The 24,402-nt window shown below is 32.8% G+C and carries 20 protein-coding genes and 1 pseudogene; 9 read left to right on the top strand and 12 right to left on the bottom strand.

Features of this window, described 5'->3' with window-relative positions:
* Nucleotides 1–147 precede the first annotated feature (147 nt).
* On the bottom strand, nt 148–1,212 hold the full coding sequence (locus ABD816_RS11505) for a hypothetical protein (protein ID WP_344927477.1): 1,065 nt from the start codon (nt 1,210–1,212) through the stop codon (nt 148–150).
* Between the two features lie 178 nt (nt 1,213–1,390).
* Here ABD816_RS11505 and ABD816_RS11500 point away from each other — a divergent pair, with 178 nt between their 5' ends.
* The 6 genes from ABD816_RS11500 to ABD816_RS11475 all read left to right on the top strand — a co-directional run bounded on the left by ABD816_RS11500 (nt 1,391) and on the right by ABD816_RS11475 (nt 7,149).
* Complete coding sequence (locus tag ABD816_RS11500; protein WP_344927476.1) at nt 1,391–2,209, top strand: peptidoglycan-binding protein; 819 nt, start codon at nt 1,391–1,393, stop codon at nt 2,207–2,209.
* Between the two features lie 236 nt (nt 2,210–2,445).
* A complete protein-coding gene (locus tag ABD816_RS11495) occupies nt 2,446–3,582 on the top strand; it encodes a DUF2891 domain-containing protein (protein ID WP_344927475.1) in 1,137 nt (378 codons plus the stop codon).
* The gene (locus ABD816_RS11490; protein ID WP_344927473.1) at nt 3,579–4,796 is read left to right on the top strand and encodes an Nramp family divalent metal transporter; all 1,218 of its coding nucleotides are present in this window, start codon (nt 3,579–3,581) and stop codon (nt 4,794–4,796) included. Before ABD816_RS11495 ends, ABD816_RS11490 begins: the two co-directional genes overlap by 4 nt.
* Before the next feature lie 28 nt (nt 4,797–4,824).
* Nucleotides 4,825–5,550 carry a 5-oxoprolinase subunit PxpA gene (gene pxpA / locus ABD816_RS11485; protein ID WP_344927471.1) on the top strand — a complete coding sequence of 242 codons (726 nt, stop codon included), beginning with the start codon at nt 4,825–4,827 and terminating at the stop codon, nt 5,548–5,550.
* Nucleotide 5,551: 1 nt separating this feature from the next.
* Nucleotides 5,552–6,286 carry a 5-oxoprolinase subunit PxpB gene (gene pxpB, locus ABD816_RS11480; protein WP_344927470.1) on the top strand — a complete coding sequence of 245 codons (735 nt, stop codon included), beginning with the start codon at nt 5,552–5,554 and terminating at the stop codon, nt 6,284–6,286.
* Nucleotides 6,283–7,149, top strand: a complete 867-nt coding sequence (locus ABD816_RS11475) for a 5-oxoprolinase subunit C family protein (protein ID WP_344927468.1) — start codon at nt 6,283–6,285, stop codon at nt 7,147–7,149. Before pxpB ends, ABD816_RS11475 begins: the two co-directional genes overlap by 4 nt.
* 307 nt (nt 7,150–7,456) lie before the next feature.
* On the opposite strand, the gene ABD816_RS11470 is transcribed toward ABD816_RS11475, so the two are convergent.
* Entirely contained in the window at nt 7,457–8,683 is a 1,227-nt protein-coding gene (locus ABD816_RS11470; RefSeq protein ID WP_344927466.1) for a DUF4272 domain-containing protein, read from the bottom strand.
* A gap of 55 nt (nt 8,684–8,738) precedes the next feature.
* Nucleotides 8,739–9,782, bottom strand: coding sequence for a T9SS type A sorting domain-containing protein (locus ABD816_RS11465; protein WP_344927464.1), 1,044 nt, complete (start codon nt 9,780–9,782; stop codon nt 8,739–8,741).
* Between the two features lie 349 nt (nt 9,783–10,131).
* Between ABD816_RS11465 and ABD816_RS11460 the strand changes: the two genes are divergently transcribed.
* Nucleotides 10,132–10,779 carry a class I SAM-dependent methyltransferase gene (locus ABD816_RS11460; RefSeq protein ID WP_344927462.1) on the top strand — a complete coding sequence of 216 codons (648 nt, stop codon included), beginning with the start codon at nt 10,132–10,134 and terminating at the stop codon, nt 10,777–10,779.
* 260 nt (nt 10,780–11,039) lie between these two features.
* Here the strand turns inward: ABD816_RS11460 and ABD816_RS11455 are convergent, their stop codons facing one another.
* On the bottom strand, nt 11,040–11,573 hold the full coding sequence (locus tag ABD816_RS11455) for an RNA polymerase sigma factor (RefSeq protein WP_344927460.1): 534 nt from the start codon (nt 11,571–11,573) through the stop codon (nt 11,040–11,042).
* A gap of 117 nt (nt 11,574–11,690) precedes the next feature.
* Here ABD816_RS11455 and ABD816_RS11450 point away from each other — a divergent pair, with 117 nt between their 5' ends.
* On the top strand, nt 11,691–12,863 hold the full coding sequence (locus tag ABD816_RS11450) for a FecR family protein (protein WP_344927458.1): 1,173 nt from the start codon (nt 11,691–11,693) through the stop codon (nt 12,861–12,863).
* Nucleotides 12,864–13,049: 186 nt separating this feature from the next.
* On the top strand, nt 13,050–16,091 hold the full coding sequence (locus tag ABD816_RS11445; protein WP_344927456.1) for a TonB-dependent receptor domain-containing protein: 3,042 nt from the start codon (nt 13,050–13,052) through the stop codon (nt 16,089–16,091).
* A 109-nt stretch (nt 16,092–16,200) separates the two neighbouring features.
* Here ABD816_RS11445 and ABD816_RS11440 read toward each other — a convergent pair whose 3' ends face one another.
* The 8 genes and pseudogenes from ABD816_RS11440 to ABD816_RS11405 form a co-directional block, all read right to left on the bottom strand.
* Nucleotides 16,201–17,106 carry a tetratricopeptide repeat protein gene (locus ABD816_RS11440; protein ID WP_344927454.1) on the bottom strand — a complete coding sequence of 302 codons (906 nt, stop codon included), beginning with the start codon at nt 17,104–17,106 and terminating at the stop codon, nt 16,201–16,203.
* Nucleotides 17,099–17,728: a hypothetical protein gene (locus ABD816_RS11435; RefSeq protein WP_344927452.1), complete on the bottom strand. Its 630-nt coding sequence runs from the start codon at nt 17,726–17,728 to the stop codon at nt 17,099–17,101. Before ABD816_RS11435 ends, ABD816_RS11440 begins: the two co-directional genes overlap by 8 nt.
* Before the next feature lie 171 nt (nt 17,729–17,899).
* Entirely contained in the window at nt 17,900–18,055 is a 156-nt protein-coding gene (locus ABD816_RS11430; RefSeq protein ID WP_344927450.1) for a hypothetical protein, read from the bottom strand.
* Between the two features lie 428 nt (nt 18,056–18,483).
* On the bottom strand, nt 18,484–19,125 hold the full coding sequence (locus ABD816_RS11425; protein ID WP_344927448.1) for a DUF1266 domain-containing protein: 642 nt from the start codon (nt 19,123–19,125) through the stop codon (nt 18,484–18,486).
* Between the two features lie 107 nt (nt 19,126–19,232).
* Nucleotides 19,233–19,505 carry an acetyltransferase gene (locus tag ABD816_RS11420; RefSeq protein WP_344927445.1) on the bottom strand — a complete coding sequence of 91 codons (273 nt, stop codon included), beginning with the start codon at nt 19,503–19,505 and terminating at the stop codon, nt 19,233–19,235.
* Between the two features lie 104 nt (nt 19,506–19,609).
* Nucleotides 19,610–20,644, bottom strand: a complete 1,035-nt coding sequence (locus ABD816_RS11415; protein ID WP_344927444.1) for a sialate O-acetylesterase — start codon at nt 20,642–20,644, stop codon at nt 19,610–19,612.
* Between the two features lie 198 nt (nt 20,645–20,842).
* Entirely contained in the window at nt 20,843–22,132 is a 1,290-nt protein-coding gene (locus tag ABD816_RS11410; protein WP_344927442.1) for an APC family permease, read from the bottom strand.
* An 86-nt stretch (nt 22,133–22,218) separates the two neighbouring features.
* Nucleotides 22,219–24,330: pseudogene (locus tag ABD816_RS11405) on the bottom strand (M3 family metallopeptidase).
* Between the last annotated feature and the right edge of the window lie 72 nt (nt 24,331–24,402).

Raw genomic sequence — 24,402 nt, 5'->3', positions numbered from 1 at the left:
ATTGATTGTAGAAAATAAATTAGTTCATTAGATAGCTGTAATTCATCAAATTTTACCGACTAAAAACTAGATTGTAAAGTGCAGTTTTTTCTTAGTAGTCGGCATAGTAAATAGAACCATAAAGTATTGATCATACCTCACGATCATTTATAACTTTACCTCAAATTCTTTTTCTGCGCCATAAATTGGTTCAAAAAGATAAAAGTTCTGAATTTCTACAGCTGTTCTTATGATATCATAATTGTTTTCAAAATATTTCTTAATTCCAGCCTCTTTATCTTCAGAGTTTAAGATGCTAATAAGGTCATTATGTAGAATTGCTTTAAAAACGGGTTCAGATATTGTAGGATTAGCTTTGAATAAAGTATACAATTTTTCTTGTATTCCCGAAGTCTCTATAGCTGAACTATGATAAAGATCGATGGTCTCATCTTCCTTTTGTAATGCAATCAATTCTGACTGAGCTAACATATCTAGTTTTTCACCTGAATCATTAAGGTTGACAAAGTTATCAAGGTCAAACGGGTTAATAGAAGTTGGAGCATCTGTTTTTATGAATATTTTATTACGAAAAATATCAATAATTTCACAGTTAAAATTTTTGAATATAAATTTCTTTCCAATATCATCAGGTGCAATTTTTATGATTTTATAATCTGTAATAAATTTAGCGATCAATCGTATAGATCCCTTAAGTTGATCTTCCTTTTCTTCTGATACTGTTTTGAAGGAAGTTTTTGCGATTATTTTTTCTAAAGAAACATTATCCACGCTGGTTTTTACGGTGTCGAAATATGTAGTTCCTTTTGCGGCTATTTCTACTACATTACCATCTGAGTTGATAACATTACTGGATACTAATTCTATTTTGAATTTGTTATCATAATTTTTAATTGCAGGAAAAGGAACAATTACATCAATTTCTACATTAGAAAAAAAACTGCCTACTTTTTTTTGATGAGAGTCTGTGATAGTGTCTAAAATTATGGACAGTTCTTCTTTAGTTTTAGGTATGTGGTACTCCCACGGAGTTTTATAATCTTTTATTGTTTTAGATAAAAGTGGCGATTTTTTAAAAACTTCATGATTCATTTTATACATAAAGCTTTCAACCTGCTCTAATTCCTCAGATGTAATATTACTTAAGTTTTGACTAAAAGTACTGGTACTTATAAATAAAGTGCATATTAATAGAGTGATATATTTTTTCATTAAATGATTTTTTAAATAGCTTGTAAAACTCGATAAAGTGTGTTTTTAGAAATACACAAGAAACAGTGAAAATGATTACACTGAAAACAGGGTGTGGTTTTTAAAAATAGTCTTTTTCCCCTCTAAAACCCAAGAGAGTATTAGTAACTTTAAGAAGCTAATTAAACCTATAAGCGTCATGAGAAAAACTGCATATAAAAAAGAATTAACCATAAGGACAACACAAAAAAGAAAAGGAGCTGCAAATATTAAAAAAGATGTAATCAAAATTCAATCATGGTTAGTATTATTTTCGATTTGGAATCCTAACAGTGGAACAGCAATCAAGATCGATGGAGATTTTGGACCTGCAACAGAGCGTGCTATAAGAAATTTTCAAAAAATAAAGAAGCTTCCTGAAGATGGGATTGTTGATAAAACTGTTTTTGATGCACTCTCTTTTAATTTAAAAGAAGCATTTGAAAAACCATTACAATCCACAAATGTACGTGACTTGATCGTGGAGGTTGCACAGAATCACTTAGATAATCATCCTTTTGAGTTAACGATTAATACGCAGTCTAATAGTGGTCCTTGGGTGCGTAGTTATATGGATGGAAAAGATGGTGCTATCTGGTTTTGGTGTATGGGATTCGTTCAGATGATATTAGATCAGGCTGTAAGTGTTTTGGGTAAAAAATTTGAAACGTTAATGCCATTGACGTATAGCTGTGATACCGTAGGTACAATTGGTTTACAAAAAGGTTTGCTTACCAGGTATCAAAAAATAAGAAAAGACCCCTCTATTGTTAAGAAAGGAGATTTTTTTTTAATTCAGAAATCCACTTTTGATTGGACACATACTGGCATTGTAACAGCAGTTGATCAAGGAGTGATAGAAACAATAGAAGGAAATACGAACTTTCAGGGATCAAGAAACGGAATTGCAGTGATGAAAAGAACACGTAATCTTATGAAGTCTAAAATAGATGTTTTTTCCATTGAACCCTTGGTTTGATATATGTTATTAACTATCAAAAGAGATATTTAAAATAAAAACCAGAGTTGTTTTTTGATGAATATAGCTTCTTGGTTCAAGAGTAATATCTGCAAAGTAATTTCTGAAGTACGTTTTTAGGTATTTCAAACTTATAAACTATTTGTTAGTGTTATCAACAAAGATGTAGCTATACCTGTAGAAATCAATATTTTTAAATAGAAAACATAAACAGTTTACTTATTTAACTATTGATGATGAACAGATTTTTTATAGTAATCATACTTTCTATAAGTAGTATAAGTTGTACTAACTATACAGCTACAGAAAAAGAAAATAACTCAGATATTACAAAAACGGTACAGCAGGGAAACACCGTAGAAAAGCCATTGGCTTTAAGTATAGAAGAAGCCAATCGTCTGTTAACATTACCATTACACTGTCTTCAAACCGAATACCCTAATAAATTAGGTCAAACGATAGGTGGGGCAGACGATATCGGAACCCCAAAAGAATTACATCCTGCTTTTTATGGGTGTTTTGACTGGCATTCTTCTGTACATGGATATTGGTCAATGGTTAAGTTGCTTAAGAAATTTCCTTCCTTAGAAAAAGCAACGCTGGCAAGAACTGTTTTATTAACTCATATAACTAAAGAAAATATAGTAGAAGAGGTTAGTTATTTTGAAAAGAGATATAATCAATCGTATGAGCGCACCTACGGTTGGGCATGGTTACTGAAACTATCAGAAGAATTACATACCTGGGAGGATCCGATGGCAAGAGAGTTAGAAGAAAACTTACGGCCTTTAACAGATTTAATTGTAAAACGATATATTGATTTTTTGCCAAGATTAAACTATCCAATCAGGGTAGGAGAGCATACTAATACGGCATTTGGATTATCATTTGCCTGGGATTATGCGAAAGCGGTGCAACAAGATGAGTTAAAAATTGCAATCGAAAAACGAGCGAGAGACTTTTATATAAATGATGAGCAGTGTCCTATTAACTGGGAGCCTAGTGGGTATGATTTTTTATCACCTTGCTTAGAAGAGGTTGATCTAATGCGAAGAATATTACCTAAAAAAGAGTTCATGGCTTGGGTCACTAATTTTCTACCAACATTACAAACAAAACAGTTTACTATAGCCGTAGGTGAGGTTTCTGATCGCACAGATGGTAAATTAGTACATCTGGATGGACTCAATTTTAGTAGGGCATGGGTGTTATATGGTTTAGCGAATCAATATCCTGAATTCGAACATCTGTTTAATGTGGGTAATACACATATTAATTATTCATTACCTAATTTGATTGGAGATGGTTATGAAGGTGGACATTGGTTAGGGTCTTTTGCTATCTACGCACTTGATAGTAGTCCGGAATCATGAAAAAAATACTACGTATAGGTCCAGGTACACTCGTCGCTGCTGCATTTATAGGTCCAGGAACTGTTACAGTTTGCACAATGGCGGGAGTAACTTTTGGATATACCCTATTATGGGCTATGGTATTATCTATATTAATTTGTATAGTATTACAGGAAATGGCGGCTCGATTAGGTGTAGTAACCCAAAAAGGCCTTAGTGAAGTCATCACTTCACAAATTTCTAATCGAGTTGTGAGGCGTTTTTTGATAGTCATCATTTTATCAGCAATTTTTATTGGCAATGCAGCATATGAAGCAGGAAACATAAGTGGAGGTGCATTGGGATTGTCAACCATATTAGGGGCTACCCAGATTCATGTGGGAGGTATGTCTGTCAATTATGTACCTCTTTGTATAGGCTTGATTGCATTTTTTCTCTTATATATAGGGAGTTATAAAGTGTTAGAACGTAGTCTTATTGTATTGGTTTTAATTATGAGTATAACATTTGTGATAGCAGCGATTACTACCCAACCGGATTTTTCAATGGTTATAAAAGGATTTGTACCGGATTTTTCGGCTGATAAATTATTAACCATAGTTGGGTTGATAGGTACTACAGTGGTTCCTTATAATTTATTTCTTCATGCATCAATAGTAAGTGAACGTTGGAAATCAGCAGACGATTTACCTAGTGCCAGAAAAGACTCAATTATTGCAATTGCACTAGGAGGATTGATATCTATTGCAATTATTATATCAGGTGCAGCAGTTCAATATGTAGAAGTGACAAATGCCGCAGATCTCGCTCGAAGCCTGGAACCAGTTTTTGGCTCTATGGCAAAATATGTACTTTCAATCGGACTTTTTGCTGCGGGAATTACTTCTGCAATTACTGCTCCATTGGCAGCAGGGTATGTAGTAAAAGAATGTTTGGGATGGACATCAGGATTAAAAAGTATGTCTTTTAGAGCCGTCTGGATGTTTATTCTTTTTTTGGGAGTTTTGTTTTCTTCTTTGGGGATTAATCCCTTAGAGGTTATTCAGTTTGCACAGATTGCGAATGGTCTTTTATTGCCCATAATTGCTGGCTTCCTTTTATGGGTAATGAATCAACCTAAATTACTAGGAAAATACACAAATTCAAAAGCTCAAAATATTGTAGGTTTTTTCGTTCTTTTAGTCATGTTGTTTTTAGGTGTTAAAGGAATTTGGAAAGTTATTGTAAATTTGTAGGAAAATACGGTATTTAATTGTAAGAATTTTGAAAAAAATATTATTGAATTCGGATGTAGGAGAAGAGGCAGGATTTGATGAAGAAATCATGCCTTTTGTCTCTTTGTGTAACATTGCTTGTGGCACACATGCAGGAAGTGAAAAAGTGATTAGAGAAACTATAGATTTAGCAATCCGGTATCAGGTAAAAATAGGGGCACACCCTTCATATCCGGATCGCAAAAACTTTGGAAGATCTGTGATGAAAATTTCATCAGATGATTTGGAGAAGACATTGACAGATCAAATTTTGTGTGTGAAAGATTGGGCAGAAAAAGCAGGAACAACATTGTATCATGTTAAACCACATGGGGCTTTGTATAACCAGACTGTCAAAAATAAAGCAGTTGCAAAATCTGTTATTAGGTCAATTAGAAATATCGATAAAAGTATAAAGTTAATATCTCCAAAAGAATCTATAATTTCTTATCTTAGCCAAGGAGATATTGATGTGATCAGTGAGGTTTTTGCAGATCGAAATTATGAGCGTGATCTTTCATTAGTGTCTCGGTCAGAAAAACAATCTGTGATTTCAGATCCTGAACAAGTATTGGAACATGTGTTACAAATGATTGAACATAAAAAAGTAAAAACAAAATCAGGAGTAGAGGTGCCTGTTTTTTTTGATACAATTTGTGTTCATGGAGATCACCTGAAATCGGTAGAAATTTTAAGACTCTTACATGGTGAATTGTTAGTTCGAAATATGATATAATATGGATGCAATACAGCCGGATTTTGAATTTAAACAGTATGCGGAGAACGCAATTTTGATTACAACTTCATCAAAAATTGATAAAATTTTATTACATGAATTGGTTTTTTATAAAAATTTGATTGAAAATAATTATATTGAAGTAATTGTTGAGGTGGTATTATCATATAACTCGTTATTAGTTCTTTATAAGTTAGGTATAGAGGATTTCTATAGTGAAGTTTTGGAGCTAAAATCACTTTATTTCCATGATTGTAATAAGAAGAAGGAAAAAAAACGACTGTGGCAGATTCCTGTTTGTTATAGTGTTTCGATAGTTCCAGAATTGATCTCTTTTGCAGCTCATAAATCATTGTCTGTGGGTGAGGTTGTCTCTTTGCATACTGCTCCATTATATGTGGTTCATTTTATTGGTTTTTTACCAGGCTTTTTATATTTGAGTGGTCTGGATGAGAAGTTAATTACCGAACGAAAATTGATTCCGAGCTTAGATGTTAAAAAAGGTTCTGTGGCAATTGGTGGTAATCAGACAGGGGTTTATCCAAGTGATAGTCCTGGTGGTTGGCATATCATTGGTAAAACTCCATTAACGTTTTTTGATGTTCAGGCTACAAATTGTTGCTTTATTAAGCCTGGAGATGAATTACAATTTATATCGATTAAAGAAAAAGAGTATAACGATATAAAAAAACTTGTTTTGTTAGAGGTTTATCACCCAAAATTCAAGATGTTATGATGGGGAAAGTGACAGTAATTTCTTCAGGACTTTGTACTACAATTCAGGATAAGGGACGTTTTGGATTTTCTAAATATGGTGTTCCTAAAAGTGGTGCTATGGATCAACGCTCTTTTTTATTAGCAAATTATTTATTAGGAAATAAAGAAAATTGCGCAGTAATAGAATGGGCTATGATGCCTCCGGTTTTGCAATTTGATGAGCCTACTTTGATTAGTGTGACAGGAGCTGAATGTATTCCTTTTTTAAATGAAGAAGAACAAAAAATGAACACTTCAATTCAGGTATTTAAAAATGATGTTTTGATGCTTAAAAATGTTCAAAATGGGTGTTTTGGATTTGTAGGAATTAAGAATGGGTTTCAAACAGAAATGATTCTAAAAAGCAGGTCTTATTATAAAGGAATTACCAATAGAATAATGTTAATGAAAAATGATCATATTTTATATGAAAAAAATCTTGTTTTTGATAGTAAATTTGCTTCCGTATCGATAGCTAATTTTTGGATTAATTCTGATAAAATTAATTGTTTTGAAGGACCTGAATTTCATCTTTTATCAGAGAGTCAGAAGTTACAATTGTTTGTCGATCGATTTACGATTTCAAACAGTAAAAACAGAATGGCTATTCAGTTATCAGAGCCGTTTTTTAATAATCTGTCCTCAATGATTAGCGCTCCGGTGTTACCGGGTACTATTCAATTAACCCCTTCAGGAAAATTAATTGTTTTGATGAGAGATTGTCAAACTGTGGGTGGATATCCTAGAATATTACAATTGACTAAAGAATCAATAAATGTTATAGCGCAAAAAAGAGCGGGAGAAGGTATTCATTTTCATCTTCGGTCATTTGATATAAAATAGAGTTTTTGAAATTGTATTTTACAAGCATATAAGTAAAGTTTTTGAGGAATTGTTAATATTTATTTTACTTAATAGATAATGAGGGTCATAGTAACGTAAAGTATGTTTAGTTAATGAATTGATAGAAGCGTTAATTGTAAAATGTTCATTTATAAAAATGGATGGGTATGATTATTAAATAAAAGATAAAATAACAGGTGTTATTCTGTAGAGTGTGTAACGCCACCACTAAGCGTTTATCTTTAATGATATATAACTATTGGATATATTAATAGAGGTCTAAAAGTGGTGTTATTTTAAATGAGTTTTATGTATCACAGCTTACATCATCCCAGTCTTGCCCTCTGTAGTTGATTAACCAATTTAATGCATAGTGTCTTTCATATATAACACTAGGATTTATTTCGGTGATTGTTTCATTCTGTAGTCTGGCATCAACACATGCCCAATCAAAACGGTAATACATATCATTGGCATCCAGAATTTCTGCTTTGTCTCTTGTGACTGTAATCGAATTGATAAAATCATTTGGGTTTTTAGCTTGTCCGATAGGATATTTGTCTTTAGGTATCAGGTCTAAATTGCATAATTCATTAGGGAATCCTAAAGCATCAATTTTTCCCAAGGCCCATAGTAATGTCCAGATTCCTTCGCATTTCCATGTTTCTATTGTTTTGAGCTCATCTGTAGGATTTTCTAAAAAGTTTTTTTCATTATCTGTAGTAGCATTCCATAAATTATATTTTTTAAGATATTCAATAGCAATATCAGATGATACATGGTTAAAGGCTACCAGATTGGTCATAGCCAATATACTGACACGTATCGCAATTTCTTTAGGTTGTCGTATCGTGACCTTTTGCTCAGATATAATAAAAGGTAAGTTTTTATTAGTTTTAATATCTTTCTCTTCCAGAATTGCCTCACTCCGTGTTTTCCTTACTTTTTGGTCATCGGTACCTTCTTTGTTTTCTCCATCAAAATAAATTGAATCGATTTTTACTGCAAGCGTTTCTATCGCACAGTTGCCCTGCTCATCTATAATGAGGTTTAAATTGGTGTCTAAGAAATGCTGTCCAATTTCTGATTTACTTATCACTGTGGAAGGTTGTGCAAAAATGATAGCTTCAAACTCTTGCGCGAACTTTAGAATTAAAGCATGAAGATCTTTTGTTTTACCATGTTCCTGTTTAATGGAAAATTCGCAGTTTAATGTTTCAATTTTCCTTAGAAATAAATCTTTAACCTTAGGGTTATTAGCAGGCATTGAGTTAACAAAACCATAAAGACCTTTCAGATTTGTTGTTAGCAGACAATCATCTATTTCCGGAATTTGATAAGAAGGTTCTTTTCTCTGACGATATCTGATTTTTAAAACACTTGAAGTGCTAAAAAAGCCTCCTTTGATTTCTAAGGTAGCAATTTGTGATTCTTGCTGAGTGCTAATAGTCAATGAAGCTGTTGGGTAACTTTCTTTTAAAATAACCGTTATTTTGTCAAACCCAATTTGATGAGAATAGATGGTGCAAATCATAGAATATGAATAAATTTATTTTTAAATATGTGATGGCTATTACAGCAAATAGAGATTAGTTTGTTTTTATAAACTTGCTTTTTCCGAGAATCCTTCCTTCTGTATCTCGTACAACAATGAAATAGGTGCCATCTGAAATGGTGGTCAGATCAATATCGGTTATTTTCTGATCACTTTGGATACTTTTTATCAATTGTCCACTAAAAGAATATATATTTATATAGGATTTCTGCTGTTGTTTCATATCTATAGAAATTTGTCTTTTTGCAGGGTTAGGATATGCTCTTATATCAACTTTTGTGCGATTTATCATCTCTTCAAAGGGTGATGCTGGTAAGAATTTAACGATAATCGGACGCTTATGATCATCATCCATTACCATCTGTGCCAGAGGATATTTTACATTTTTGTCATGAGTAAACCATCGGTAACAGGTAGTCGTATTTTTTTTGGATTGTTTAATAAGAATCCATTGATCCTTTTCTTTTCTGTAAAAAAATTGAGTGAAACCAGTTACAGCTTTTAAACGGAGTGAAAAGAAAGTACCATTGGGTAAAATAATATCTCCCCAGGCATCTACCAGAGTTTCTAATTCCCAGACACGGGTTCTTTTTATGGAATCTGTACCATTCCTTGTTTTTTCAATAATTTCGTCATTAGATCGTTTATTAGAAGATATGTCCTGATATTGAAGTGGATATTTTATAAAAGTTTCATCGCTTATATCAATTCGTTTTTCGCCAGCTACAAAAACTCCTGATCCTTTATTGATTAACTCTGTAGGAGAGTTTTTCATAAACATCCAGGCTTCGTACCTGTTATTAGAGTAGAGAGCAAGATTTGCTGTAGGAAAATCATCAGAAAATGGTGTATCTCTGGGGTTCATATAAACTAAGGTGTCTTTTCCTATAGTTTTTAGGCTTGAGAAATCCCACACTTGGTTAGGACCGGAGTCACCTGCTTGTATCGACTCATCTGGTGTCCTGTCATAATATTCTATTACAGAATCTCCCACAGAAGCAAAATCATGATATTGTACGGTAATCTGAGCAAAAGAATTTATGGTAATTAACCACAAAATAAGTACAAGTTTTTTCATGTGTTTACGTTTTTTGATCTTAAAATGCTTCTAAATAATCAATTTAATTATTCATGTATAGTGTTAACATTACAAAAAAGACTATTATAGCTACTACGTTTACATACTTTATGATAAAGGTTCATCTGATACATATTGTATAAATAGTATGGTTTTAAAATTCAAGTACTTTAAAAATACTAATAAAATGATACTAACAATCTGAAAAAGTGATTAATTATGTCAGATATCAGATACTTCTGTTATCTATGCAAATTAACATCAGGATTTTATGCTATAATTTAAATACATTCGTTATTATTTTATTGTTTGATACGTAAGTATGGAGAAAGGAGGTAGCATTAAAAGAATGAAGAAACCGTGGCCAACTAAAGATGCTATGGAGCAGGTGTATAGCATGAAACTTTGGGGAGGTACTCATTCAGAATTTTATTCAGGTATGGGATCCCATCATCCTGAGATAGTCACTCCTTATATAGTTGCTCTCATTTCATTTTTAAAATCTTTTGAAAACCCTATTACAGTTTGTGATTTGGGATGTGGTGACTTTAATGTAGGAAAAGAATTGGTAAAGCATACTAAGAAGTATATTGCTGTAGATATTGTAAAAGATCTTATCACTTATAATAAATCAATATATAAAGAAGAAAATTTAGAATTTCATTGTTTAGATATTGCTGAAGATGAATTGCCTGATGGAGATTGTGCACTGGTAAGACAAGTGTTACAACATTTATCAAATGATGAAGTACAACGTATAGTGCATAAATTAGCTGCTTATAAGTACATAATGCTTACAGAACACGTGCCCCAAGGCTACTTTATACCTAATAAGGATATTATTTCGGGACAAGGAATCAGATTAAAGAAACAAAGCGGTTTGAGTCTATTAGATCCACCATTTAATTTTAAGGTAAAAGAAGAAAAAGAAGTAGTAGCGATTAAATTACAAGGTCATAAAGGCATGATCGTTACAACGCTTTATACGGTTTTTTAAATCAATTGGTGTTGAAGATTCGTAGCTAGGTGTAAAAGACTGATAGTAGTTGTTACCCGAGTTTTTTAGGCAAATAATTAAGCTAACTACCTTTTTATATTTTAATCAATAGAATTCCCCGAGGCTCTACCTCGAGTGTAGCGCATAGAATCGGGATAAAGGAGTCTCGTTTCCTGATTCTTGTAGTGAAGCGGTCTCGTTTGTATACCTTGTTGTACCCTTAGGTCAAGGTAGCTCATTTAATATTCTTTTTCAAAACTTTAAGGGTAAGAAATACTTTTTCGTAGATGTAATAAGGCTTTTCCTATGTGGTTTTCTACTGTCTTAATAGAGATTCCCATAATCTCTGCAATTTCTTTGTATTTAATATGCTCGAATTTATGAAGTATAAACACTTGCTTACACTTAGGTGGCAATGCTTCTATTGCTACATTAATATCTTTTATTTTCTGTTCTTTCCAGGCTGTTTCTTCCTCTTCATATAGTTCACACAAGGTTTCTAATTTTAACGTATCCAAACGTGTACACTGAGAGTTTATAGAACGCAGATGTTTTAAGTATTGATTATGGCAGGAGCGCAATAAGTAATTTTTAGTAGAACTATTAATCGTGATTGTCTTACGTTTTTCCCAAAGATTAATAAACACAATTTGTACAATATCCTGAGCTAGTGATTCATCTTTAGAAATTTTATATATATAGGAACATAACCAGCTATAATGCTGATTGAACATTGCTTTGAAGCCTGTCCAATTCTCATGCTGCATGTCTTTTTTAGCGTAGTTTTCGCTCAATGTATATGTGTTTCGCTCCTTGTATCTAGTGTCTAATATACTAAAAATGTAAATTAAACTAGGGGTTTTATAGAAATAATGGATCATAAGTATATAAGCCCCTCAATACCGTTCAATATGTTAACAAAAATTCAGAAATATTTACAAGGAGAAGCTACTTCAAAAGAAATTGAAGAAATTGAGGAGTGGATAGCCTCTAATCCTGAGCATAAAAAAACGTTCAAGGAGCAAGTGCGTCTTTCTGAATACATTTCTCAGGATACTTCTCCAGAATTTGATACAGATACTGCATTTAGAAAGGTAGAAGCGATCACAAAAGCTAAAAGAAAAGAAGATAAACGTGCCTTTCAATGGTTTGCCATAGCCGCTTGTTTATTACTCGTTTTAGGATCTTCTTTATTTTGGAAATTTATGGTTATAGGTATTTCTTCTGATAATGATCAACCAATTGTAAAAAATGAGTTTCCTTCTCAAGAAAATAATGAAATACTGCTAAAGCTAGCAGATGGTACCATAAAAGTATTGAAGAATAATACAGCCGATAGCATTACTAACAGTGATGGAACTGTTATAGGAAGGCAACAACAAAATATAATATCGTTCGAGTTACAAGAAGATGTTATTAACGAAAATCTAGTGTACAATGAAATTATTGTGCCTAAAGGTAAAATTTTTACACTGGTTCTTTCTGACGGGTCGAAAATTTGGCTAAATGCAGAGAGTACATTTCGCTTTCCTCAGAAATTTTTAACCACCGAAAAAGTTAGAGAGGTTGCTTTAACCGGAGAAGCTTATTTTGAAGTGACCACTAATAAGAAACAACCTTTTATTGTAACTACAGCCCAAATGGATATTACAGTATTAGGAACTAGGTTTAATGTTTCTTCTTATCAAGAGGATCAGGATATGAAGACAACCTTAGTCGAAGGTTCTGTAGTAGTAGCCGCAAGAGAATCAAGAATACAACAAAAACTGATTCCGGGAGATCAGGCTTCTTTAAACTCTAACACAAAAAAAATAATAAAAAGGCGTGTCAATGCGCAGGATTATATTGCGTGGGTAGATAATCGATTAATTTTTGATGATGAGACTTTTACAGAAATATGTCGAAAGATTGAACGTACTTATAATGTAACTATCAAAATAGAATACGAGGCGATGGCTCAAAAAAGATTTACAGGAGAATTTGATATAGAAAATATAGCAGATATGCTGACAACTTTTAGCATTAGTAAACCTTTTGATTTTACTATACAAGACAAGATAATTACCATAAAAGAAAAAAAATAATTTATGATATCATTAGAAACATATATCAAAGGTGTTTTGAGAAAATACAATGTACCTCCATAAAAATACATTTTTGATCACAATATTTTAAAATAACAAAAAAAGGGAAATGCTGCCACATTTCCCCCAATTGCTCAAATCGTCAATAATTCAAAGTGTACTAACAATTTAAAAGCATTCAAAATTATGAAAAAAATACACGTTAATCGTAATGTTGATAAAAATCAACAGGGCTTACTCTATTTCAAAATGAAGGTATCTATTTTTTTACTATTCTTTTCTATATTTCAGATAGTAGCAAGCGATGGGAATGCCCAAAAAAGAATTAATCTTGATTTTAATTCAGTGCCACTGACTAAAGTAATGAAAGAAATAAAAAAACAAACGCAGTACAAGTTTTTTTATATGAATAATGAAATAAATATAGATCAAAAAATAAGTGTCAAAGCAACTAATGAGACTGTAACCAATGTATTGAATCTTCTTTTTTCTTCTACGGATATTCAATATGTCATTAACGAAATGCAGATTATTTTAACTCCAAGAATTAGTGCACCAAAAGCACCTAAAATTGAAAACAGGGAGATCAAGGGAAAAGTACGGGATAGTAAAGGCGTACCACTACCAGAGGCTAATGTGTTGATTAAAGGTACGGATATAGGAACCCGAACTGATTTTGATGGTAATTTTACACTTTCTGTGCCTGATGATATAACTACGCTAGTGATTTCTTACATAGGTTTTGAGACACAGGAAGTATCTATTGAAGGTAAAGACGAGATTTCTGTTACTTTAGTGGCATCTTCATCGCAATTGGATCAAATTATTCTGGTAGGTTCTAGAGGAAAACCCAGAACCTCGTTTGATTCACCTGTTGCTGTAGATAACTTTAACACTACAGAATTAGCAAAAACAGGAAAAGGAGTACTGGATCAACAATTAATGTTTAAAGTACCATCTTATAATTCTACACAACAGCCTATTTCTGATGCAGCTGCTCATTTTAGTCCTGCAGATCTTAGGGGCTTATTGCCCAGTAGAACCTTGGTATTAGTAAATGGAAAAAGAAAGAATGCCAGTGCATTAGTGTATAGTTATGTAACTCCTGGTCGAGGAGAAGTAGGGGTAGATATGAAAGCTGTTCCCTCTGCTGCATTAGAAAATGTAGAGATTCTTCGGGACGGTGCTTCTGCTCAATATGGTTCTGATGCTGTAGCAGGTGTAATCAATTTGGTTATGAAGAAAAAAGTAGACCCTTTTGTAAGCACAAGTTATAGTACAACTACAGAGGGAGATGGAGAACAATATCAGATTGAAGCAGGTGCAGGAACAGAAATCAAAGGAAAAGGGTATGCAAATGTAACTCTAAGTTATTTTGATCAAAAGAGATCACAACGAGCTGGTACGGTAACCAGTGTAGAAGACGAGGCAGGATATTGGGGAGTTCCTGAACCAGATGCAGCAAATCCCGATGCTTTTGACACAGATGATTTGAGCGCTTTTTTAGCTAGAAACCCTAGTGCAGGTTTTCAGGTAGGATTACCGGATATGACTATTACTAATTTTGCTTATAATGCGGGATATATATTAGATGAAGAAACCGAAACAGAAGTATATTCTTTTGGAACACTTACAAATCGCGCTGGATCAGCTCCACAATTTGCTCGTGTCCCTTATTGGGTTAGTGGTTTTGAAGCAATCTATCCAGATCAGGAATTTTTTCTGGCAGAAATGGCGCCGCAGATTAAGGATTATACCTTTTCTCTTGGGTTAAAAACGGTGTATAATGATTGGAGTTTTGATATTAGCTCTACCTTAGGTAAGAATAGAATAGATTATTACATTGTTAATTCTTTTAATCAATCTTATGGAGCATCTAGTCCGTCGGATTTTTATAATGGCTCTCATGAATTTAGTCATGTAGTAAACAATCTTGATATTGTACGTACTTTTGATCTTGCTGATACCCAATCTATCACGGTAGCCATGGGAGCAGAGCATAGGACAGAAAATTTTAAAACAGGAGAAGGTGAGTTTGCTTCTTATGGCGACGGAAGCCCCGATAATCCTAATGATCGTACTGGATCAGAATCCTTTGGTGGGTTTAGTCCAGAGAATGTGTCTGATGATTATAGAAATAATCTGGGGGTTTATACAGATATAAGTGCTGATATTAGTAAAAGTATATTAATAGGAGGGGCATTACGTTATGAAACGTATAGTGATTTTGGGAGTCAGATTAGTGGAAAATTAAATGCCAGAGTAAAATTACTGGATGATAAAATTGCAATAAGAGCCTCTGTAAGTAATGGGTTTAGAGCACCTTCATTACATCAGGTGTATTATACATCTCGCACCACTACATTGACAGAAGATGGGATACAGGATAATGGGATTTTAAATAATACAGACCCTGCATTGCGAGCCTTAGGAATCCCAACACTGGATGCTGAAACGAATATTAATTATGGAGTTGGTGCTACCTTTAGAATTACTTCAAAAATAGGATTGACTGTGGATTACTATAATGTAGATATCGCTGATAGGATTGTATTATCGGGGCAAGTTACACCTACTGGAGACCCTACTAATGCAGTAGATCAACTTTTATCCAGTATTAATGTAGGATCAGCAGGTTTTTTCTTAAATGCCGTAAATACCACCACCACAGGATTTGATGTTGTTCTTAATGCTGATAATATTGCTATAGGTGCTGGTCAAATTAGTGGTAGTATTTCTGCAAATTTTAACCAAACTGAAGTGACGAGTACTAACTTTCCTGATTTTATAGTAGATAATAACCTGGAGACTACTATCTTTTCCAGAGAAGACGTTTCTCGTATTGAAACCTGGAGACCACAACAAAAAATTATTGCGTCAGGAACATACTCACTCGGTAGCTTTTCTACCACTCTTTCTTTTATGAATTATGGAGAAGTAACTTATTTACATCCTAGTGATGAGATAAATGACGCAACTTTTGGAGGTAAGACATTAACAGACTTGAGTTTTTCGTATGAATTTTTTGAAAAGATTAATTTTACAATAGGAGCTAATAATTTGTTTAATGTGTATCCGGATACTTTTGCAGACGCCTATGCCAGTACTGGGGGACAACCTACAGATAGAAACCTTGATTTTGTGGGTAGATTCAAATATCCTTGGCAAACTACTCAATTTGGTATTGATGGTACCAGGATATTCACAAGACTTCAATTTAATTTTTGATATAGTACTCGATATATTAAAAAATGAATTGATTATTTCAACCATCTCATAATATGCCGTCTCTTTTTTTTTGAAGAGACGGTTTTTTTCAAATATGTTTTAACTTATGCTAAACGGTTCTTCTTTTCCTGAATAATATGAACAATACAATCAATAAGAACACTGTCAATGCAACAAGAGAAAACAGTAATACAATATGATTCTTAATAAAATCAATTAATTGTTTTTGTTGCTTATATGGCTTAGCTTTATTGGCTAATTCCTGCATGGTAACAATTCTTTGGACTAATAGCTCAGATTCAAAGCCATATTTTTTTGCTTCATGATAGCTTTCCATTGCGGCTTGTACATCTTTTGTTTGAGCAATTATATTGCCTAAGTCAAAGTAGAGCGCGCCTATAATTTTATTTGGAGGTTTGATAAACGTGAGCCGTTCTTTTAATTGGTGTTTAATATCTTCTTCTAATTTTCTAAGTTCATAAGCATGAGGATTCATCGGGCTTGGATTATCCCCAAAATCTAATCCTAAAATAGAGGTAGAAAAATCGTCAGATTTAGAAATTTTATATTCTAGAATTTTTATGTGTATCCACTCAGATCCTCCATGAGAATTAGGATTAAGTGTTACCGATTTTTTAATCCAAGCGAGTGCAGTATCTGGTTTGTTTATTAACTCATAAATTGTACCTAAGTTCGAAGCAGTAGTATACAGGTTTGGTGATTTTTGTTCAATCTCCTGATAGATTTTTTTTGCTTTTTGATATTCACCCAAATAAATAAGAGTTGCAGCATAATCAGAAAAGTACTCGATAGAATCAGACCTTTCATAGGATTGTAATAAATGATTTGATATTTCTTTAAGTTTTTGGGTATCAATATCACGTGTCCAAACCAGACCACTTGATCTTTCTTTATGTACTACTTCTCCCGTTAATAAGGTTCTATATTCATTAATACAGGCAAAAACACCAGAACTTATTAGCAAAAAAAGTATAATTGTTGTCTTTCTATTCATTACTATGTAATTGTTCAATGTCTGACCTTAACTTATCAATGTTTGATTGGATATGTTCTTCGATTTCTGCATATTGTAGTAATCCAGTAGCCGATATAGAATTAACTTGTTCCATAGTTTTCGTTTTTAGGATTCTGGTTTGATAGCCCCAACTTCTTTTAGTAGGATCATTGGAAAATGGATTGTCGGTAAAACGAATCATAATAAGATATGAGACCTGAACTTTTTCAAGAATGGGAGCACAGTACTTTTTTTCAAATACTCCTTGATATGGAACACCTATCAATTTTTTAACAGGAAATGGATGTACTTTAATCTGTGATACATCATTTAATGTATGCTCAATAATAGGATTAAAATCATAACCGTGAATCTTATATTCATATCCATTAGCGCATGGAATTATCATCACATCAATTGAGTCTATTGAATTCTTAATTGATGATTCTACCATCATTTCAATATCAATAGAATCGCTGGTCCTTACTATTTCTTTTTTTACATTTTTTGAATCTAACGGTACTTTTTGGTTTTTCTGACCTGAATTACAACCAGAGAACGATATCATAACTAAAATAGAAATTAAATAATAACTAATTACGATTGCAGATTGTCTATTCATTTTGTTCTTTAATTTACCCTATTAATATTATTTCAATGGCTCAATAATGCCTATTTCTTTTGAATTTTTGGGTGCATGAAAACCGATTTTTTTTGTTGGATTTTTAAGTACATAGATATCGATTGATCCATTAACAACATCACCTACATAGGATTCATGCATATGTGCGTATCATGCGTTTCGTGTATCTCCCCAAGTAGCTATTTGTTCATCAGATATCTTACCACTAATAATTAAGGTGGCGCCAATAGAAATAAGGTGTTCTGAGACACTTTTATCAAGTAAATATTGATTCCATTCTTTATCACCATCCATCTTAACTCTCATTTTTCAACCTTACCATCTAAAACAAAAAAACCACGACCATCAAACATTTCTAATTTATCAAAATCAAAAGATTTAGATTCGTTTTGTCTGTAATCATTCCGGTAGGAGGAGAAATATATGGGTAAGTTCCTATATCTGCTGAGGATTCCTCGATAGCGTCCCAGGAGAATTTGACTACTGTTTTTTTATCAGAGCTTTTTCCGTTTGCTCCTCTTCTTTAATGATGGTTTCCTCTGACCCTGACATTTCATTTGTATTTGTCGTTTGGGTGTCTTTACAGGAAAATAGAACTAGAATTGTTAAAAAATTAATGGTGATTTTTTTTCATTGTTTGTGATATATCATATTAATTAAATAATAAAATACTCGAGGTAATATTCGTACTGATAGCACAGATATTACCTCGAGGATAAACTGTTTAGTAGATCTTACTCTGCCTTAGTGTGTAATGGTAGTATGTTATAAATTGATTTTTCGCCTTTTGTTATATTTTCTGATAAAGTTTTAAAAGCAGCTCCATCTGGATCTTCTGAATTCCATTCTACCCTTCCTAAATTGAAATCTGTATAATAAACATCCCAATTCTCGTATTTTTCTCTTGCTAGTGGAAGCACTTCTTTTATAATCTCAATTACTTCTTCTTTTGATAGATACTCTGCAGCATATCCCATACATGCATTATTAACAATTCTTGCATAATCCCATGATTTATATTTATAATCTCTGGTTTTTAAATCTTCTATCGTGCTCAATAAGGACGCCTTGTCTGTTACATCCCACATGGTTCTAAACATATTTTTAATTCCGGATTTTTGAGAAGTTTCAAAAGGAAACTCTAGAATTTCCTTATAACCGCTTACCAGTTCTTCATCGCTTGTATATCCAGCATCACTCATCATTTTTTTTACTTCATCAACTCCTCCATATCCATTAAAAAAATAGATTCCACCTAACATAAAACTACTTAATTGCTCATCAGCAATCTGTTCCTTAGAGGAACCACAGGATTGAGTTATTGATACTATGAGAATTACTGCTAAAATCTGGGTAGTTCTTTTTAATAATTTCATTGATTTTAATTTAAAGTTAGATATTAAATATATGGTAATAATATTGAAATACATACTGTAGCGATATTTTCCCTTTTATACTGGTAAGTGATTAAGAAGTAGCAGACCTATTTTCTGATTAAAAGTTTCATTAGAACTAGTACACTATATAATGTTATTATAATGATAATTAGATGAACAATACTAAAAATCCACCAGGGTATATCTAATCCGTGAGAATATAAAGTTCCTTCAGTAGCTCCTGATATAATGCTTATAAAACAACCAATAATCCACGTATATTGGATATATTTTTTTGTGTGCAGTAATGCATTTTTTTTATACAATCCAGAAAAGATAACAATTACCCAGGTGATCACTACAAGAAAAAGAAATATCATAAATAATTTTAGTAATAAGTTTAAGATATAATTTATATATACTTAGAAATAATTATTCGGTTTTGTTTCATTAACTAGTATCAACAAGCGAATGGTTATGGTTCTTATTCTTTGATAAATTGAAGACGTTTACTTTTGTCTACAATGATAAAATAAGTTCCTGATTTGAGGGAAGAAATATTTAAATCTTTAGTTTTAGTTTCCATTACTTTGGATCCTAGGAGATTATATACTTCAAAAGTTTCTTTACCATTAGTTCCCGCAATATGTATTATTTCGTTAGTTGGATTAGGAAAAACTTTTAAGGCGGTTTCTGAAATTATAGGATTATTTTTCACATTTCCTCTATTTTCTTTGACTGGTAGAGCGTTGTTGCTATAATACTGTTGCATGATAGAAGCATATCTTTGTCCTAGTATTCTACTAGAGGGAGCGTCAAAATGGGTACCGTCAAAAGTGGTTAAATTATTAGTATTTACCCAATCAACATTGGTAATTCTGAAATTAGGGTCGTCTACTTTTTTAATATCATCATTGAAGTTATCATTTTTACTCTGTTGATATAACTGACCTACTATAAAAGGAGCGTTTCCTAATTCATCTCTTAATTCTTCAATTAGTGATGTAAGGGAGTTAAAATAGGAACTGGTATAGGTTCCGTCATTCTTTACATCTCCTTCGCCTTGATGCCATAAAATTCCTTTTAATTCGCAATTACATACCGATCTGGCATTCTTTACTCTTTCTACAGTATTTTCAAAATATCCTGTAGATTTACCATCTCTCCATTGCGCAATTTTCGTACCTCCTCTGGCATTTACAACCAAATAAACATCATTTCCATTAGATGCATTCATCTTCTTACCAAATTCAAGACCAAAATTTACTCCTTGTAAACTCTCATCTTTCCCTATACCAGAATATCTGTTAAGAGGTTGTCTGGCTTTTAAAAATCGATTATCATCAGTCAGATATTTTACCTTACCGGTGATTGCATCCTCATTATTCATATCAATGTTAGTGTCTCTGCCTGCAGCGTTAGATTGACCGATAATAAGATAGAGGTCTTGAGAGTTTATGTCAGTAATTACAAGACATAGTGTGAATATAAATCCTAATTGAAGTGTTACTTTTTTCATTGGATAAAATAGTTAAAAAGTTCTTTATTAATCCCTAATAAGCCAATTTAGGTAGTATAAATCACAAAAAAAGCTTGTTTTTTAATCACTTACAATATAAGTATCTTTTATGAAATTAAAATTTAATATTTTATCAGGTCAGTTAAGATTTTTTAAAAGAATGTATTATGGTATCCTCTTTACTGATCAATTCATGAGTCATTTTTCATTATTTGAAACAGTTTTTTTATAGCCCCATTCTAATATAAAGCAAAATAATATGATTCCGGTAGCAACAAGAACTCCAATTTTATTTTTTGGAAACTGTTGAATTATCAAAATAAAAAAAGCCATACCACAAAGAATACTGGCAGCTAAATGAATCCATTTCTTTGATTTTAATTCTTTATGCTTTTTGAAACCAATATAGTTTACGACGCAGAAAATTAATAAAAACCCTGCACTACCTGCGGTTGAAATACTTTGTAAATTAAACACGTTTACAAGTATGATAGATATCAATGCTGTAATTAGTAGACCAATAGGTTTACCCCATAATTTATGACAAAAATAAGTAGGTAATTCTTTATCTTTTGCGATATCATAATTTACTCTTCCACTTCCTAAAATAGTAGCATTTATGGCAGAAAAAGTAGAAATTAATGCAGTAATAGTAATCACCGTAAAACCTATTTGCCCCAAGGTAGGTTCTGCTGCCTTTGCTAATACATAATCTTCTGCGCTTGCAATTTCTGAAAAAGGTAAAGCTCCTACGGTAACAATAGCAATGAGTAGATATAATGCAACCACAGAACCTACCGCTCCAAAATATGCTTTTTCTGTATTCTTTTCTTTGTCCTTTAAGTCTGAAATAGAATTAGCAATCAATTCAAAACCTTCATAGGCAACAAAAATCACCATGCCACCCGAAATTAATAGCATAGGCTGCTCCCAATTTTTTGGGGATAGCTGCGTCAGATTTTCTGGATGTATGGAAAAACCATATAACCCGACGCCTATAAATCCTATCAAAATTAGTAATTTTATTACTACTGAAATGGACTCAATCCCACTTACTAGTTTGACACTTAAATAATTAATTAATAATGCAAATAAAAGGATAGATGTCTGAAAGATTTTTATATCAATTGATTTTGTATCAGTTATAGAAATTAGTTCTGCACCATACGAGCCAAATGCAGATGAATAAAGTGCTAACATCACTATGTAACTTATCCATAAAAGATTATTAATCCCACCAGCAAAAATACCGTTTCCAAACTGTTGATGAATAAATTTAACGGTTCCTCCATTTTCTGGATATTTCTTAGAAAGTTTGGCGTACGAATATGCTGTCAATAATGCAATTAAACCAGCAAAAAGAAAGGCTATCGGTGTACCACCTTTTGCCAAAGAAACAGCAAGACCAAGAACAGCGAATATACCACCTCCTACCATTCCTCCAATTCCAATAGAAATAGCGTCTTTTAATCCAATTTTTTCACTCATATTAATTTGTTTAAGGAGTGTTTTTTAATATATAATCTAACATTTTATTAGAGAAATGTTCATTTGGTAAATTCTAAACCGATTATTTATCGTTTCTGGTCAGTAATAGGAAATCCTCGATCTCGCATTAATGCTTCTATTTTGGCATCTCGTCCTCTAAATTTACGGTAAGCTTCTGCTGGGTCCATTGAGTTACGTGGTGCAAACAGATATTTCACCAATTTTGCTGCCATCTCTTTATCGTAAAAGCCATCTGGAGCTTCCGCAAAAGCTTCTGCAGCATCCGCAGTTAAAACATCTGCCCATAAATAACCATAATAGGCTGTAGCGTACCCTTCTCCAGAGAATACGTGACCAAACTGAGGAGTACGGTGACGCATTACTAATTCTTTTGGCATTTGTAATGTTGCTAACGTTTCTTTTTCAAACTTCTCGATATCAATATCAGCTGGGTCTACCAAGTGAAGTTTCATATCTATGAGTGCGGAGGCTAGGTATTCTGTAGTACCAAAACCTTGATTAAAGGTAGCAGCTTTTTTAATCTTTGTAATCAATTCTTTTGGCATCGGAGCTCCTGTTTTATAATGAACCAGATAATTATCAATTACCTTATCAGTAGATAACCAACGTTCTAGTAATTGAGATTGAAACTCTGTATAATCTCTAACACCACTATTTAATGTAGGGTAACGTACCTCTGAAGAAAAGAAGTGTAACGCATGTCCGAATTCGTGAAAAAAAGTAGTAGCATCATCCCAGGAAACTAAAACGGCTTCTCCAGGCGCAGGTTTGATAAAATTAGAGTTATTAGATCCTAAAACTGTTTTTTTACCATCAAAGGTAGTGTGACTTCTATATGTCGTAGCCCAGGCACCTGATCTTTTACCAATCCTGGCAAAAGGATCTAAGTACCATAACCCTATGTGCTCGCCAGTTATTTTGTCTGTTACTTCCCAAACTTGTACATCCTCATGGAATACGGGCACAACTCCTTTCTCTATTGCTGTGAATGTATAATTGAATAATTCTCCAGCTACAAAAAACATAGCTTCTGTGAGCTTATCAAGTTGTAAATATTGCTTCACTTCATCAGAATCTAAATCATATTTTTTCTTTCTTACTTTTTCTGCATAATATCGATAATCCCAGGGTTCGATAGTTATTTTATCACCATTAGTATTTGCAATAAATTGCATATCAGCAACTTCTTCCTTTACGCGAGCTATGGCTGCAGGCTATACAGTATTCATAAGTTTCATGGCGTTCTCAGGGTTCCTTGCCATTCTGTTTTGTAATCTCCAGTCTGCAAAATTATCATAACCTAATAATGCTACACGTTCCTTTCTAAGTTGTAGAATCTTAACAATGATATCTTTAGTGTCTTTTTCATCGCCATTATCTCCTCTGGAGTAGTAGGTTCTCCAAACTTTTTCTCTCAGTGATCTGTCTGTAGCGTAGGTAAGAAAAGGATCCATAGATGATCTTGTATTTGTAATAGCGTAGCTATTTTCCTTTCCTTTATCAGTGGCTGCTTTGGCATATGCTTTGATCATCGGTTCTGGTAATCCTCCTAATTGTTCTTTTGTCAGATAGGTTACATATTTCTCCTCATCTGCTAAAATATTAGAAGAGAAATTAGTATATAGCCCAGATAATTCTTTATTGATTGCTGCGTATCGTTTCTTTTTTTCAGTATCTAAGGTAGCACCATTCATGGCAAATTCTTCATAGATTAATTGTACTACTCTTTGTTGATCAGCTTCTAATGGTTGTTTTAATGCGTTGTTATAAATTGTTTCTATTCTCTTAAATAACTCTTCGTTTTGCGAAATTTTTGAACGAAAATCAGAAATTAAAGGAGCCATTTCTTTACGGATATTTCTAAACTCTGGTGAAGACATATTGCTGCTCAAGATACCATAATATTTTAATGCTCTATCAAGTTCAGCTCCTGCCTTTTCATACGGAATAATTGTATTTTCAAAAGTTGGTTCTTCTTTATTTTCTGTAATCTTATCGATATCATTAAGATGGAGCATCATACCTTTTTCTAAAGCTGGCTTCACATCCATAATGTTCATTTGATCAAATGCAGGAACACCGCCATAGGGACCCGTCCATTCCCGTAAAAGAATATTTGTAATTTTTTCTTCTGCTTGTTTTGGTTTAGAAGGTTCTTTCGTTTTATTACAACTCATACAAGTAAGTATTATACCAATAATTATAAGGTTTTGTTTATGGATGATATATTGAGTTTTCATGATATGTTG

This window comes from Aquimarina addita (assembly GCF_039539305.1).
GTDB lineage: Bacteria > Bacteroidota > Bacteroidia > Flavobacteriales > Flavobacteriaceae > Aquimarina > Aquimarina addita.
The sequence above is the reverse complement of the archived record's forward strand: the minus strand, read 5'-3'. Positions and strand labels throughout refer to the sequence as shown.